The sequence below is a fragment of the Massilia agilis genome (assembly GCF_024756255.1).
Classification (GTDB): Bacteria; Pseudomonadota; Gammaproteobacteria; order Burkholderiales; family Burkholderiaceae_D; genus Telluria; species Telluria agilis.
Genome location: NZ_JANUHB010000001.1, coordinates 38,763 through 54,384, shown reverse-complemented (window position 1 = coordinate 54,384; position 15,622 = coordinate 38,763). Strand labels below are relative to the sequence as shown.

Sequence of the window (15,622 nt, the reverse complement as noted above, 5' to 3'; positions counted from 1 at the left end):
CGGGCGGGCCGCCGCGGGCCCCGGCACGCGGCGCGGGGCGAGGGAAGTGCACTGGTTGTCGGAGCCGGTTGGTCATCTTAACGCTCGTGCTTTTATGTTAATTAGACACCCCCGATGAGCCCGGGCCTTGATGGGCCGCAAGCGTCCTCCCCGCGCCATTCTTGAGAAGACGCAATGAGCCGTCCGCGCTTTTTGCGAATGATGAATCTTTACTTGGAGCATCTAGGGAGGGACGATGGCCCTGCTCGTCCAGGAACTGATCTACGAGGCCGCCAGCCGCGACGCGGATGCGCCGGCGCTGCGCTATGCCGGCGCACGCATCGGCTACGGCGCGCTGGCGATGATGGTCGAAGCGGCGGGCGGCGGCCTGCGCGCGCTCGGTGTGCGCGCCCATGACCGGGTGGCGCTGTGGCTGCCCAAGCGCGAGGAGGCGGTGGTCGCCCTGTTCGGCGCCAATGCCGCCGGCGGCGCGTTCGTCGTGCCTGATCCGGCGCTGGCCGCGCCGCAGGCGGCGGCGCTGCTGCGCGACTGCGGCGCGCGGGTGCTGGTGACGACCAGCGAGCGGCTGGCCACGCTGGGTTCCGAGCTGGCGCGCTGCCCCGACCTGGCGGCGGCAGTGGTGTGCGGCGCGCCCGGCCCGCTGCCTCCGGGGATCGAGGTCGTGCACTGGGACGAGCTGCTGCGTGCTGGCTCCGGCCGCGCTGCGCCGGGCGGGGTGGACGACGACATGGCGGCCCTGCTGTACCTGCGGCACGGGGCAAGGCCATCGGCCATCATCCTCACGCATCGCAACGTGGTGGCCGCGGCGCGCACGCTGCAGCGCGCGTTGCGGATTGGCGCGGACGACCGCCTGCTGGCCGCGCTGCCGCTGTGCGTGGACGCCGGGCTGCACCAGCTGACCACCGCCTTCACGGCCGGCGCCAGCGCGGTGCTGCTCAATCCGATGCTGGCGCGGGACGTGGTGCGCGCGGTCGAGGACGAAAGCGTGACGGCGCTGGCTGCGTTGCCGCCGCTGTGGACCGAGCTGGCCGAACTGGCATGGCCGGCTGGCGGCGGTTCGCTGCGCGTGGCCGTCAATGCTGGCGGCTCGCTGCCTGCGGCGAGTGTGGCGGCCCTGCGCCGCAAACTGCCGCGCGCGCGCATCGTGCTGCTGCATGGACAGCCGGAGGCATTTCGCGCCACCTGCCTGGCGCAGGAAGAGTTCGAGGGCCACGGCGATTCGATCGGCCGCCCGCTGCCGCAGGCCGGGGTGCTGGTGCTGCGGCCGGACGGCAGTCCTTGTGCGGCCGGCGAGCCGGGCGAGCTGGTGCAGCGCGGCCCGCTGGTGGCGCGCGGCTACTGGAACGACAGCGCCCGCACGCGCGACCGCTTCCGCACGCTGCCTGCCCGTCCTGGTGCGAGCGTGCGCGAGACGGCGCTGTGGACCGGAGAAACGGTGAGCGCCGATGCGCATGGCTACCTGTACCCGGCGCGGGCCGGCGAAGAGATCATTTGCACCGGCGGGCGCCGCGTGCGCGCGGCGGAGGTGGAGGAAGCGCTGTACGCAACCGGCTTGGTGGAGGAAGCGGCGGCGGTCGGCATTGCGCACCCCGCGCGCGGCCAGGTGATTGCGGTGATGGCGAGGGCGAGCACGGGGCTCGCCATCGATTCGGGCCAGCTGTTCGAGGCCTGCCGCGCGCAGCTGCCCGGGCACATGCTGCCGGCGATGCTGGACCTGCGGCGCTCGCCGCTGCCGCGCGACGCCGGCGGACGGATCGACCGCGCCGGCGTGGCGGCTGCACTGGCTCCGTTGTTTGGCGAGGTGGCGCCATGAGCGGCCTGTGCGGCTGGTTCTCGCGCGAGCCGGCGGCCCTGCCGATTGCGCAGATGGCGGCGCCGCTGTGTCGCTTCGACCAGGCGCCGCTGCGTACGGCGGCCCACGGCATGGGCGCGGTGGCGCTGGCGGGCGGCCTGGATTGCGCCAGCCTGTACCACGAGGACGGACTGCTCATCGCGCACTGGGGCGAACGGGTGGACGCGCTGGCCCGCCTGTGGCGCGCGCACGGCGTGAAGGCGTGCGCGGCGCTGTCGGGGCAGTTTGCGTTCGCGCTGATCGACGAGCGGCGCGGCGAAGCGCTGCTGGCGGTGGACCGCGCGGCCTCGCGCCCGCTGTACTACCAGCTGGTCGGGCACACGCTGGTGTTCGCCAGCTCGACCGACGCCATGGTGCTGCATCCCGGCGCCGGCCGCGAGGTCGACCCGCAGGCGCTGTACAACTACCTGTATTTTCATGCCGTGCCGGGCTCGATCTACAAGGGCCAGCGGCGCCTGGCGCCGGGCGAATACGTGCACCTGCGCGCCGGCCGCCTCGAGCGCACGCGCTACTGGCGGCTGCGCTTTCACGAGCGCCAGCCGGCCACCAACTCCCCGGTGCTGGCCAGCGAGCTGCTGGACACGATACGCGGCGCCGTCGAGTGCTGCGTGGGGCAGCAGCGCACCGGCGTGATGCTGGGCGGAGGTCCGGCCAGCACGGCGCTGGGTGCGCTGCTGGCCAATGCCAGCGGCCAGCGTGTCCCGACCTTTGCAGTGGGCATCGGTCCGGCCGGGCGCGCCGCGTTCGAACACGCGCGCCAGGCGGCGCGGGCGCTGGGCTTCGACCACCACGAACGCGTGATCGGCACCAGCGAGGTGGCCGACGCGATTGCCCAGCTTGGAGCGGCGTTCGACCTGCCGTGCGGCGACCCCGCGGCGCTGGCTGCCTACTACTGCGCACTGCTGGCACGCGAGAGCGGAACGCAGCGCCTGCTGACCGGGCAGGGCGCCGCGGAACTGTTCGGGCGTCGCGCCTACTATGCGCGCCAGTTGCGGCTGGCGCGGTACGAGCGCCTGCCGTCCGGGTTGCGCCAGCTGCTGATCGAGCCGCTGCTGTTTCGGCTGGCACGGCGCGTGCGGCGCGGCCCGTTGGCCATGGCGCGCGAACATATCCGCCAGTCGATGATGCCGCTGCCGGCGCGCCTGCAGCATGCCAACCTGCTGCACGGGTACGGCCCGGGGGAAGTGTTCGAACCGGGCTTCCTGGAGCTGGTCGACCCGACCGCGCCAGCGGCGACGGTGGAACAAAGCTGGTGGCTGGCGCAGGGGCGCCACCCGCTCAACCGCATGATCGCGCTCGACCTGCAGTACCGGTTGGGCGAGCGCGGACTGCCTTCGGTATCGCGCGCCTGCGACATGGCCGGCGTGGCGGTGCAGTTCCCGTACCTGAACGACGCCCTGGTCGCGTTCGCGGCGCGGCTGGACCCGGCCGCGAAGGAGGCCGGCGCATCGGCGCATGGCCTGTTCTGCCAGGCGCTGCAGGCCACGCTGCCACGCCGCAGCCTGCACGTGCGCGGTTACGGGCTGGCGCCGCCGGTCGGGCAGTGGCTGCTGTCGGACCCGCGTCTGAGAGCGATCGCGTTCGACAGCCTGTCGGCGCTGCGCGAGCGCCATATCGTGCGCGCCAGCTTCATCGACCAGCTGCTGTCCCAGCGGCTGGCGCAAGATCCGCCGCGCCACGGGCGCATGGTGTGGATGCTGATGATGCTGGAGCAGTGGTTCGCGCAGCGGCGCGCGCAGGCCACAACAGCGCCGGCGCCAGCGCACGCGCCCGCCACCGCACGGACTTAGGCGAGCCATGCGCGTTGCGCTGCTACCCGATCCGGTTCTGTTCCAGCGTCCTGGCGGCCTGCGTACGCAGGTGCGCGAGACGCTGGAGGCGCTCGCGCGCCAGCAAGTCGAGGCGGTGCTGGTGGCAGGCGGCATGCCGCGCGGCGGGTTCGACCTGCTGCATGTGTTTGGCGCGGCGCGTGGCAACGCCGCGCTGGTCGAGCAGGCGGCGGCAAGCATGCCGGTGGTGCTCACACCCCGCGTGTCACCCGCGTGGACGAGCGCAAACGGCACCCGGGCGCGGGTGGCCGACCGCGTGCTGGGCAACCGCACGTCGTGGGACTTCGATACCGGCTACGCCCAGATCCGGCGCGCGCTGCGCTGCGCCACGCACGTCGTCGCCCAGGGGGAAGCCGAGCGTACCGCAATCTGCCGGGCATTCCTGATCGACGCGCAGCGCGTGTCGCTGGTTCCAAACGGCGTCGCTCACCGCTTCTTCGTGGCCGGTGGTGCGCTATTTCGCGAGCGCCGGCGCATCGCGGGGCAGTTCGCGCTCATGGTTGGCCAGGTGTCGCCGTGGCATGGCCAGCTCGAGGTTGGGCGCGCACTGGCCAGGCTGGCCGTGCCCTTGGTGGTGATCGGCGAGGCGCACGGGCGCGACACGGGCTACCTGCAGGCGCTGCGTGCCCTGCGCACGGTCACTTGCATCGACGCCCTGGCCCACGATTCCCCGCTGCTGGCCAGCGCTTACGCCGCCGCGTCGGCGCTGGTGCTGCCACCACATGGCGCGGGACTTCCAATGGCGGCGCTGGAAGCGCTGGCAGCCGGGACGCCCGTCGTGACGGCAAGCTCGCCGGGGCACTGGTCGGAGACGGCAGGCGTGCGCAAGGCAAGCGGCGAAGGGCCTGACGCGCTCGCGATCGCAGTCTCGGCGCTGCTGCACGAGCCCTTGCCGCGGGAGGGAGTACGGGCCGGCGTACGTGTTTTCAGCTGGGATGCGGCGGCCGCGCGGCTCGCCGCCTTGTACGCAGAGCTGCTCGCGGCGCGGCGCTGAGGGCGCTCAAGCCCGCTGCGGCGCCGCGCTGGCCTGGCGTGCGAGCGCGTCGTACACGGCCAGGTAGCTGCGCGCCATCGCGGGCAGGCTGTGGTGGGCGATCACCTGGCTGCGTGCGCGGGCACCGTGGCGCGCGCCCATCTCGGGGATGCGGCAGTAGTCCGCGATGGCGGCGGCCATCAGGTCGGGCGACGTCGGCGGTACCAGGATGCCGGTGAAGCCGGGGTGCACCAGCTCGTTGCTGGCGCCGACCGTGGTGGCGACCACCGGCAGGCCGGTCGCCATCGCCTCCAGCAGCGCGTTCGAACCGCCCTCGGCAACCGAGGGCAGCACGAACAGATCCATGGCGCGCAGCAGCTGCGCGATATCGGCCCGTTCGCCGGGCAGCCAGGCCTTGTGCCCGGCCCCGGCACGGTTGAGCATGGACTGGCACTCGGCGCGGCACGGCCCGTCGCCGATGATCATCAAGCGCAGGCGCTGGTGCGCCGGGTGCGGCGAAGCGATCAAGCGCAGGAAGGCTTCCACCAGCGTGGCGTGGTTCATGGCCTCGTCCATGTGGCCAACGCTGCCGATCACGTAGGCGCTGTCGTGCATGAACCCGGCCGGCCCGACCGCGGCCGGCGGGCCAAGGCGCGGGTGGAACTGCACACTATCGACGCCGTTGGAAATGTGGGAGACGCGGGCCGGCTCGGCGCCTACCTGGTCCACCAGCCAGCGCTGCAGGTCGGAGCTGACCGCGATGAAGTGGCCGATCAGGGGCCGCAGCAGGCGCCGCAGCAGCCGGTGGCGGGGTGCTCCGCCGTCGTCACGCTCGCGGCCGTGCTCGGCGTGCACGCGCAACTTCACCCCGGCCAGCGCGGCCACCAGCTGGCCTTTCAGGCCGCTCAGGTTGCGGGTGTGGACCAGGTCCGGCTGCAGGGCGCGCAGCGTGCGGAACATGCGCAGGTAGTGGCCGAAGTCGGCGCCGTCGCGCTTGTGCAGGTTGATGATCGCAACGCCGCGCTCGCGGATGTCGGCGTGGTAGCTGGCGCTCTCGCTCAGGCACACGATTGCATGGCGGTAGCGCTCGGGGGGCATGTGCGCGATCAGGTTCACCAGGCCGGTGCCGGCACCGCCAGCGTCGAGCTGGCTCACCAGGTGCACGACCAGCGGCGGCGCATCGGCGTGCTGGCTCATGGTTGCGCTGCGGCCGCGACGAAGGTGGCCGGTGAGGGAAGGGCGCTGTGCATGGCGGACGGCCTCCTGTCGTTGCGCGTGGGTCGCTCGGCGATTGAAGCAACGATTATATGGCCGCCTAAACGCGCGTATCTGCCGCTCGGCAGCGCCGTTGACACCCGTCAAGAGCGGCAGCGCAAGCGTCGCGCGCGCACCGTATGCTTGCGGCAAATTTCCGTCGAGCTTGACGCATATCCATACGGCAAACGAAGGGGCATTCCGCACGGAACCCATGCATTGCCGCGCTTGTCTGAGACCCCATTACGCCATGAACGGAGGAAGAGAAAATGCGGGTTGAGGAGCAGCCAATCGTTTCGTTCCAGGTGCCGGCCAGTGCCGTCGGCGCCAGCCAGCTGGAGTGTCGTCAGGACGCGCGCACGGCAGGCCTGCAGCAAGTGAATGTGCACATCGATGCATCGGCCGATGGGCTGGCGGCCGCCGGCAGCCTGCTGCGCCGGATGTACGCCTGGCGCGGCTACGCGCTCGCGGACGGGATGGGGCACGCCAACCGGATCACGCTGGTGGCCGAGACCGGCGGGCTGGCGATCGGAACGATGAGCCTGTGGTTCGACCGGCAGGGCGCGCTGCCGGCCGACGAAGAGTTCGGCGACCGCCTCGACCTGCTGCGCGCCCAGGGGCGGCGCTTGTGCGAGCCGTCGCGGCTGGCGATCGACAAGGGCATGTCCAAGCGCGTGTTCGCGGCGCTGATCCACGTCTCCTATATTTACGCGCACCATATCCAGGGCTTTTCCGACTACGTCATCGAGGTCAACCCGCGTCATGTGACGTTCTACAAGCGCATGCTCGGCTTTGCCGACTTCGGCGGCGAGCGCGCGTGTGCCCGCGTGGGCGCGCCCGCCGTGCTGCTGCGCTTGCCTCTGGAGCAGATGGGGGCCCAGATACGCCAGTGGGGCGGGCTGATGGAGCAGCATGGCGGCGAGCGCTCGTTCTATCCGTATTTCTTTGCGCTGCGCGAGGAGGCCGGGATCACCGCGCGCCTGGTGGCCAGCTGCGTGCAGCGGAGCGCGGCATGAACGCGGTCACGGAGACGCACGCGATCGGCATTCCGGCGCAGGGCGTGCTGGAGGCGATGGCGCAGGTGGTGGGCGCGTCCAACCTGGTCGTCGAACAGGCGGCACTGGCCGGGTACGCAGCCAGCACCGCGGCACGCCCGGTGTGGCCGCTGGCGGTGGCGCGCCCGGGCTCAACGCAGGAAGTGGCGGCACTGGCGCGACTGGCCACGGTGCATGGGGTGGCGCTGTACCCGGTCAGCACCGGCAGGAACTGGGGGTACGGCGACGCCTGCCCGGTGGGCGGCGGCCAGGTGCTGCTGGACCTGTCGCGCATGAACCGGATCGTCAAGGTGGATACGGAACTGGCGTATGCGGTGATCGAGCCCGGCGTGACCCAGCAGCAGCTGTCGGACTACCTGCGCGAGCAGCAGACCGGTTTGTGGTGCGATTGCACGGGCGCGGGGCCGGACACCAGCTTCGTCGGGAATATCCTGGAGCGCGGCTTCGGCCATTCGCCGTATGGCAACCGGCTGCAGCACGTGGCCGGCATGCGTGTGGTGCTGGCGAGCGGCGAAATCCTCGACACCGGCTTTGGGCACTATCCGCAGGCGCGCACTACGCACCTGTTCCCGTACGGCGTGGGCCCTTTTCTCGACGGGCTGTTCACGCAGTCGAACTTCGGCATCGTCACCCGGCTGGGGATATGGCTGATGCCGCAGGCGCGCTGCATCAACCACTTCCTGTGCTCGGTGCCGCGCCATGCGGATGTGGCGTTGCTGGTCGATGCGCTGCGCCCGTTGCGGCTGGACGGGACGCTGCGCAGCATCGTCCACATCGGCAATGACCTGAGGGTGATCTCCGGCGGGCGTACGTTCCCGCATGCGCTGGCGGGCCTGGCGTCGTCGTTGCCGGACGAGGTGCGGGCGAAGTTGCGCGGCGAGGCTGGCGTGGGGGCCTGGACCGCGTCCGGCGCGCTGTATGGCAGCCTTGAACAGGTGGCGGCGGCGCGCAAGGCGCTGCGGCGGGCGCTGGCGCCGCTCGGGGCCAAGCCCGTTTTCATCACGCCGGGCGCACTGAACACGGCGCGGATGCTATCGCGCTTGCTGGGGTTCTCGCGCGCAGGTCAGGTGTTGCGGGCCAAGGTGGCACTGGGCGAATCGCTGCTGGCCATGAACCGGGGCGAGCCGAACGGACGCTTTCTTACGGGAGCGTACTGGCGGCGGCGCGGCGGGGTGCCGCAGGACTTCCCGCATGGGGCCAACCCGGCCCGCGACAATTGCGGCATGCTGTGGGTGTCGCCGGTGTTGCCGATGCGCGGGGCGGACATGCTGGCGGTGCACGCGCTGGCCGAGGCGGTGTTCCGCCAGTACGGCTTCGACCTGTTTGCGACCTTCAGCATGATCAACGAGCGCGCGCTGGGCGGGGTGCTGACCGTCGCCTACGACAAGGAAGATCCGGACGAGGTGGAACGGGCGCATGCCTGCTACCAGGAGGTGTTCACGCGCTGCATGAATGCAGGCTACATTCCCTACCGGGTGGGCAATCATTCGATGGGGGAGCTCGATCCCGAAGGGGACGTGTACTGGAAGACGGTGGCGCGTATCAAGGCGGCACTGGACCCGATGGGGACCATTGCGCCAGGGCGGTATGAGCCGACGCCGGTGTGCCGGTGAAGGTATCCGATGAACCTCCGGCGGGCGCTGCGCCGGCGCAGCGGCTGGCTGAACCCGTGGGCAGGGAGAGGGTGGGCAGTGCCCAGCCGAGCGCCCACCCTACCAGGCGCATCGTTTCATTCAATCCAGCCATTGGCCAGCTCGTAGGGTGGGCAGGTTTCCTGCCCACGCGTCCAACTGGCCGTAGTGAAGCTGATCCTGCGCTTTATGAGGGGCGGCTGTCCCGCCACGCTAGAACCCAACCTTGCGCGCCGGCAGCACCCGCACCACGCCACGAAAGTCCACCGTATGCAAGGACACAGGCCGGCGCCAGATGCGCGTGACGTACTCCATCACGCGCTCGGCCTGCTGCAGGTCGAGCCCGCGCCCGTCGTGCAGGTAGTCATGGCGCAGGTCGAGGCTGCCGTCGGCGCCCACTTGCTGCACCACCACCGTGGGCGCACCATAGTTGTATTTCGGCGCCAGGATCGCCTCGCGGATTGCGTGGATGTCGCGGCTTGCGATCTTGGTTTCGCCATCCTTGCGTGTCTCGTAGACAAACAAGTCGAGCTTGTCGGCCAGCTCCTGGTCCAGGTAGTTGCGAATGAAGCCAAAGTCGTCTTCGTCGCGCACGATCTCGCGCGCCTTGGCCAGCCCATGCTTGTCGATGATGTGCTCCCACATCGAAAAGCCGAGGTGGTAGGGGTTGAGCGAGAGCGCCAGCTGCTGGCCGCTCGCATACGGGCGCACCACGTCCGAATGCGACTTGATCGCGGCCAGGTACAGCTCGTGCGGCAGGAAATTGGCCTCGCGCAGCAGCCGGGCGTGCCAGTACGAGGCCCAGCCCTCGTTCATGATCTGGCAGGCGAAGATGGGGTGGAAGTAGTAGGCCTCCTCGCGCACCGCCAGGAAGATGTCGCGTTCCCATTCCTCCAGCTCGGGCGCATAGTGCGCAATGAACCACAGCAGGTCGCGCTCCGGCGCCGGCGGCAGCGGGCTGCGCTGTACCGGTCCCGCCGGTGGCGGCGCCGCGGCCTCGCCGGGCAAGCGCGCAAAGCGGTCGCGGAAGACGTCCGGCGGCGGCTCGGTGGGCGGCGCCATGAAGGCGGGATACAGCGGCCGGTGCAGCGGCTGGTCCACGTCGATGTGCGGCTCGAGCGCCAGCGCCGCGTCCAGCACCGCCTCGACCGCCTCCTGGCCGTGCGCCGTCAGCGCCTGCTCCAGCCGGTGCGCGCGTCCGGCACTTTGTTCCAGGATGTGCCCGCCGGCCATGTCCATGAAGCGCGCGAACAGCTGGTTGTTCTTGGCAAAGTCGGCATGGCCGAGCACGTGGGCCGTGACCAGCGTGTTTTCGGCCAGCGAGTTCTGTTCCAGCATGAAGGCATTGCACGGATCACCCGGAAACATGACCTCGAAGATGCGTGAGTGCCCCATGTGCTGGCGCACCAGCTGGTGGATGTAGCGCACGCCGAAGGACCAGTGGCGCATCCGGACCGGCAGTCCGTACACCGCGATTTCGACCATGAAATTGTTTGGCACCAGGTCGAAGTTCACCGGGTGGTAATCCAGGCCCAGCTCGCAGGCGAGCGCCTCGAGCCGGCCGGTGTACTCCGCCAGGCGCGCGTGCAGCTCGCTCATGGCAGCACCTCGGCCGGCTGGTCCTCGGACTGGTCGCTGAAGAAGCGCCGCAGCGCGCGCCAGACATCGTCGGAGTGCGCCAGCACGCTCGATCCGACCGGCAAGCCGCGCCGCTCCAGCTCGTTGCACATGCGCCGCATCTCGGTCTCGAGCGCGCGCGGCACGCCGGGCAGGGTTTCGATGTAGCCGATGTAGTTGAGCATGCCGGCCAGTTCGGTCAGCGTTTGCGTGGCCGAGGCCCGGTCCTCGGTAAAATTTTCGCCGTCCGAGGCGTAGAACATGTAGATGTTGTTCTGCGCCGCATTCATCTCGGCGTTGATGGTGTCGAGCACCAGCCGGAACGCGCTGGAGGCGATGGTGCCGCCGATGCCGGACACCTGGAAGAAATCGGCCTCGCCGAATTCCCACGCGTGGGTGGTGTGGGCGATGAAACGGGTTTCCACCTTGCGGTACTTGCGCCGCACACCCTGCAGGGCGAAAAAGAAGAAGGACTTGGCCAGCTTGCGTTCCAGCTGCGTCATGCTGGCCGAAACATCGATCACGAAGAAAATGACCGCACTGGTGCTCGGCCGCGAGCGCGTGACCAGCTGCCGGAACCGCAGGTCCTCGTTGGTGAACGGTACCGGGTCCTGCTGCACCGCGCGCCGCTTGATCGCCTCCTTCACCGTACGCCGGCGGTCCAGCCGCGAACGCGCGCCGCGCTTGTCCCAGCCCTCGCGCACCAGTTCCAGTTCGTCGATGCGCGCGCTGGACTTGGGCTTGAGGTCGGGCAGCTTGAGTTCTTCCCACACCCAGTCCATCACGTCGTCGATAGAAAACTCGAGCAGCAGCTTGACCTCGCCGTCCTCGTTGCCGCCTTCTCCCGGCTCCATGCCGCCTTCATCCTCGGGCTGGGCAGGTGCAAGCACGTCGCCCGGCTTGCCCTTACCCTGGCCGGCGCCGGTTTCGGAACGTCCCTCAGCCAGCCGGAAGCGTGCGTGTTCCAGCAGGCGCACCGGCACCTGCACGCTGCGATCCTGCGGGCCGGTGATCAGGTCCGGGCCGGCGATCAGCTCCGGCAGGTGCTTTTGCACCGCTTCCCGCACCTTGTCGTTGTGGCGCAACCAGTCCCGCGCACCGCGCGAAAACAGGTCGTACCAAGCCGTGTTCATCGTTGTCACGCCGCACCTCCAGACAGGTTCCGGCTGTTGTTCGGCTATTCTTGCGCCAGCAGTGTCGTCACATAGTTCAGGGCCTCGCGCGCGCTGTGCGCGTCGTAGCCGTATTCGTCCACCAGCCGTTTTTCGACGGCCGAGATCTTGGTCCGGATTTCCTCGTCCGGCCGCTTGGCCGAGCTCACCAGGCGCAGTACGTCGCGCCGCTGTTCGAACAAGTACTGCTGCACGGCATCGTTGAGCTGGATATGGCTCTCCAGCCCGAACTTGACGCCGCGCTTGTAGGCACCCATCGCCTTGCGCACCACCTCCTGCCGGAAGGACTGCTTGCCGGACTCGGAAATGTGGATCTTTTCCTCCACCGCGCGCAGGAAGCGCTCGTCCGGGCGCCGCTCCTCGTTGGTGATCGGATCCTTGATGGTGCGGTTGTCGAGCATGGCCTCAACTTCGTCCAGGTATTTGTTGAGCAGGTCCTGCGCCTCCTGCTCGAACGATACGAACAGCGCCTTGTGCACGTCCTGCTTGACCCAGCGGTTGTAGAAGTCCTTGCGGGTGAGCACCAGGTAGTCGACCCACTTGCGTTTTTTCTTGGGGTCGATGCGGGCGTCGTTTTCGATCCCGTCTTTCAAGGCAAGCAGCACGTCCATCGTTGACAGGCTCTTCTGGTTCGACTGGATGATGGCATTGGACAGCGCGTTGATCACAAAGCGCGGCGACACCCCCGACAATCCCTCATCGGGCGCCTTTTCCTTCTCTTTGACCCGGCGCACGTCGGCACGGTTCACCCCCTCGACCTCTTCGTCGGCGTGGATGCGCACCTTCTTGACCAGCTCGACCTCCTTCTCGTCGCTGTCCTGGATGCGCGACAGGATCGCGAACACGGCCGCCGCGTGCAGCACGTGCGGGTCCAGGTGCACGTCGCGAAAGGCCGGCGCCGCCGAGGAGATGAGCTTTTTGTAGATGCGCGCCTCTTCCTTGTAGTTAAGAGTGTAAGGCACCTGGATGATGACCATGCGGTCGAGCAGGGCCTCGTTTTCGCTCTCCTGCAAGAATTTGCGAAATTCCGCCAGGTTGGTGTGCGCAAGAATGGTCTCGTCCAGGTAGATAAGCGGAAAGCGCGACACCTTGACGTTCTTTTCCTGCGTCAGCGTGAGCAGCAGGTAGAGGAACTCGCGCTTGACCTTGAGGATCTCGATCATTTCCAGCACGCCGCGGCTGGCTGCGTACACCGCGCCGGACCACGACCAGGCGCGCGGGTCGCCCTCGTCGCCGTACTGGGCCACCTTGGACAGGTCCACCGAGCCGACCAGGTCGGCCAGGTCGGCCGTGGTGGGGTCGTGCGGGGCGTAGGTGCCGATGCCGCTGCGGCCGGACTCGGAAATGAAGAAGCGCTCCACCGGCATCTGCATGAAGTCGCCGTCGTACTGGTCCTCCAGCCGCGCCCGGCAGTGGGGACAGATTTCGCCGCTGATGTCGATGCCGTAGGTGTTGCGGAAGGAAGCGCGCATCGTGTGCGGGATCAGGTGCAGCGGCGACTCGTGCACCGGGCAGCCGGCGATGGCGTACAGCGCGCCTTCTTCGGTGTAGCTGTATTCCTCCAGCCCGCGCTTGAGCAGGATGACGAGCGTGGACTTGCCGCCCGACGGCGGGCCGAGCAGCAAGAGCAGCCGGCGCCCGACCTCGGACCCGCTGGCCGCCGCCTTGAAGTAGTCGACGACGCGGTCGATCGCCTCGTCGATGCCGAAGAGGTCATCCTCGAACAGCTTGCAGCGGAAATGGCCTTCGCCATCGTCGATGCAGGTGGCGCGGATCATGTCCCAGATGTACTGGTGCGAGCTGCGTGCCACTTGCTGCGGCGCCAGCGGCAGGACCTTCTCCATGAACTCGGAAAACGGCCCGGACCAGTGCCCGGCCCGGTGCTGCCGGGTGAACAGGCTCAGGCTCTTCAGGAAATTGTCCTGCTCGTCCCAGGGACGGGCAGGGAATTCTTCGCCAGGTAGCGTCACGTTGCCTCCGTATTCCAGACAGGCGCGCGCGAACGAATCGCGCGCCGCGCGAAGCCACAGTATCGGCGCGCGCTACGGGCAGCAAATGAGCCGCGTCAATGTGAGAGACCGAACCTTGCCGCTGCGGCGACAAGGGGCGCGGCAGCAGGGGCTCAGAAGCTGGCGTTGACGGTCAGGCGCAGCGCGCGCGGCGAGCCCGGCGTGATGTTGCTGTCGCTGTTGGCCGACGCGTAGTAGCGCTGGTCGAGCAGGTTCTCCACGTTCAGCTGGGCCTGGTAGTGCTTGTCGATCCGGTAGTACAGCGCCGCGTCCAGGCGGGCAAAGCCGGGCAGGGCGACCGCGTTGGAGGTGGAGGCAAACACCCGGTCACGGGCCACGATGCCCACGCCGGCGCCGAGCGCATTGCTGAAGTCATAGCGGTTCCACAGCGACAGCGTGTGGCGCGGCACCTGCGCCACCGTACGGCCGGCCGGCACGTTGCCGGACGCGGCGGTCAGTTTGGCATCCTGCCACGCGTAGCCACCCATCACGCTCCATGCCTTGGTGATCTTGCCCTGCAGCCCCAGCTCGACGCCTTTGCTGCGCTGGCCGTCGACCAGGTAGGTGCGTGCGGGATCGACCGGGTCGGTGGCCAGCACGTTGCTGCGATCGAGCCGGTACACGGCTGCCGTGGCCGACAAATTCGGCAGCACATCCCACTTCGCGCCCAGCTCCACGTTGCGGAATTTTTCCGGATCGAATGCGGCGTTGGACGGCGTGAGCGAGGACAGCTGGTCGCCCGCGCGCGGCGCGTAGGCCAGGCTGTAGCTGGCATACAGCGACATCGCGCGCACCGGTTTGTACACCAGGCCAACGCGCGGCGAGACCGGGGTATCGGTGATGTCGAAGCGCCGGCCGCTGCGGTGGTCGGTGAAATCGACCTTGAAGCGGTCGTAGCGCAGCCCGACGATGGCCTGCCATTGCGGCGAGAATTCCAGCTGGTCCTGCAGGTAGGCGGACGCCGCCGTGGCCACCCCGTGGTTGTCGGCGTCGGTTGCCGACTGGCGGAAGCTGACGCTGCCCACCAGCCAGGGCGCGGCGGCCGGAACGGTGGCGGACGTGCCGCTGAAGTAGCCTGTGTTGCGGTAGTTGTCCGTCACCTGGCGGCCGTACTCGATGCCGGTCGCGAACTTGTGGCGCAGGCCGAGGGCATCGACGCTGAAGTTGAGGTCGGTCTGGTTGAACAGGTTGGTGCGGTGGGTGGCGTTGTTGTATGCGCCGAGCGTCAGGGTCGGCACGCCGTTCTTGAGTGTCACCACGCTGCCGGCGTAAATGTTCTGGTAGAACTTGTCGTAGTCGGCGTAGCGGGTGCGGTTGCGCAGCAGCACGCCGTTGCCGAAGTCATGCTCGACCAGCGCCGAGTATGCGTTCACGCGCGACCACGTCGGGCTTTGCGCGGCGTCGCCAAAGAAGGTGGCCGGGTCGGTCTCGTAGGGGCGGCCATTAAATCCTGGCACGCCGCGGTCGGCCACGCGCTCGTCCTGGAAATGTTCGTAGCCGAGCACGATGCGGGTGTTGTCGCCCGGGGCCAGCAGCAGGGTGGGATTGATGCCCTTGCGCTTGTTCGACACACCGGCGCGGTAACTGCCGGAGTCATCCACCAGCGCATTGAGGCGCACCGCCGCGGCGTCGCCGAGCGCCTGGCCGAGGTCGACGCTGGCCCGGCGGTTGCGCCACGAGCCCACGGTCAGCGACGCGTCGCGCACCGGCGTCCACACCGGCTCCTTGCTGACCCGGTTGATCACGCCGCCGGCGCCGCCGCGGCCGAAGATCATGGCGTTCGGGCCCTTGAGTGCCTCGACCCGCTCGATGTTGTACAGGTCGCGGTAGTACTGCACGTCATCGCGCACGCCATCGACAAAGAAGTCGCCGGTGGTGCTGTTGCCGCGCATGACGGCGGTGTCGCGGTTGCCTTCGCCCTGGGCGGTGACCACGCCGGGCACGTAGCGGATCACGTCGGCCATGCCTTGCATCGCCTGGTCGCGCATCAGTTCGCTGGTGACGACCGTGACCGCCTGCGGGGTGTCGCGCAGCAAGGTGTCGGATTTGGTTGCGGTGCTGCTGGATTTGGCGTCGTAGCCGCGCTCGGCGGAGCCGACGATGGTCACCTGCGGCAGCGGCGCGTCGTCGTCCGCCAGGGCTGCGCCGGCGTACCCGGCAAAGATGGCGGCAATGGCCAGGCGGAGGGGAGTATTGGTCTTGTTCTTGGACATCGCAGCTTTCCTTAAAC

10 protein-coding genes are annotated in these 15,622 nt (G+C 68.9%); 5 read left to right on the top strand and 5 right to left on the bottom strand.

Going from position 1 to position 15,622, the window contains the following annotated elements; genetic code table 11:
* Positions 1–235 precede the first annotated feature (235 nt).
* From NX774_RS00215 to NX774_RS00205, 3 genes are read left to right on the top strand one after another with little or no spacing between them, the layout of a single operon-like run.
* Positions 236–1,813: an AMP-binding protein gene (locus tag NX774_RS00215; RefSeq protein ID WP_258820134.1), complete on the top strand. Its 1,578-nt coding sequence runs from the start codon at positions 236–238 to the stop codon at positions 1,811–1,813.
* Positions 1,810–3,642: an asparagine synthetase B family protein gene (locus NX774_RS00210; RefSeq protein ID WP_258820133.1), complete on the top strand. Its 1,833-nt coding sequence runs from the start codon at positions 1,810–1,812 to the stop codon at positions 3,640–3,642. The genes NX774_RS00215 and NX774_RS00210 overlap by 4 nt, the downstream gene beginning before the upstream one ends.
* Before the next feature lie 7 nt (positions 3,643–3,649).
* Positions 3,650–4,675: a glycosyltransferase gene (locus NX774_RS00205; RefSeq protein ID WP_258820132.1), complete on the top strand. Its 1,026-nt coding sequence runs from the start codon at positions 3,650–3,652 to the stop codon at positions 4,673–4,675.
* A 6-nt stretch (positions 4,676–4,681) separates the two neighbouring features.
* On the opposite strand, the gene NX774_RS00200 is transcribed toward NX774_RS00205, so the two are convergent.
* Positions 4,682–5,851, bottom strand: coding sequence for a TIGR03088 family PEP-CTERM/XrtA system glycosyltransferase (locus tag NX774_RS00200; protein WP_258820131.1), 1,170 nt, complete (start codon positions 5,849–5,851; stop codon positions 4,682–4,684).
* A 326-nt stretch (positions 5,852–6,177) separates the two neighbouring features.
* Between NX774_RS00200 and NX774_RS00195 the strand changes: the two genes are divergently transcribed.
* Together NX774_RS00195 and NX774_RS00190 are read left to right on the top strand one after the other, a co-directional pair.
* On the top strand, positions 6,178–6,924 hold the full coding sequence (locus tag NX774_RS00195; protein WP_258820130.1) for an N-acyl amino acid synthase FeeM domain-containing protein: 747 nt from the start codon (positions 6,178–6,180) through the stop codon (positions 6,922–6,924).
* On the top strand, positions 6,921–8,576 hold the full coding sequence (locus NX774_RS00190) for an FAD-binding oxidoreductase (RefSeq protein WP_258820129.1): 1,656 nt from the start codon (positions 6,921–6,923) through the stop codon (positions 8,574–8,576). Before NX774_RS00195 ends, NX774_RS00190 begins: the two co-directional genes overlap by 4 nt.
* Positions 8,577–8,807: 231 nt before the next feature.
* Here NX774_RS00190 and NX774_RS00185 read toward each other — a convergent pair whose 3' ends face one another.
* From NX774_RS00185 to NX774_RS00170, 4 genes are all read right to left on the bottom strand, one after another.
* Positions 8,808–10,193 carry a SpoVR family protein gene (locus tag NX774_RS00185; protein ID WP_258820128.1) on the bottom strand — a complete coding sequence of 462 codons (1,386 nt, stop codon included), beginning with the start codon at positions 10,191–10,193 and terminating at the stop codon, positions 8,808–8,810.
* Positions 10,190–11,344: a DUF444 family protein gene (locus NX774_RS00180; protein WP_258821415.1), complete on the bottom strand. Its 1,155-nt coding sequence runs from the start codon at positions 11,342–11,344 to the stop codon at positions 10,190–10,192. The genes NX774_RS00185 and NX774_RS00180 overlap by 4 nt, the downstream gene beginning before the upstream one ends.
* Before the next feature lie 44 nt (positions 11,345–11,388).
* The gene (locus NX774_RS00175) at positions 11,389–13,353 is read right to left on the bottom strand and encodes a serine protein kinase (RefSeq protein ID WP_258820127.1); all 1,965 of its coding nucleotides are present in this window, start codon (positions 13,351–13,353) and stop codon (positions 11,389–11,391) included.
* A 152-nt stretch (positions 13,354–13,505) separates the two neighbouring features.
* Positions 13,506–15,605, bottom strand: coding sequence for a TonB-dependent receptor (locus NX774_RS00170; protein ID WP_258820126.1), 2,100 nt, complete (start codon positions 15,603–15,605; stop codon positions 13,506–13,508).
* Positions 15,606–15,622: the final 17 nt, after the last annotated feature.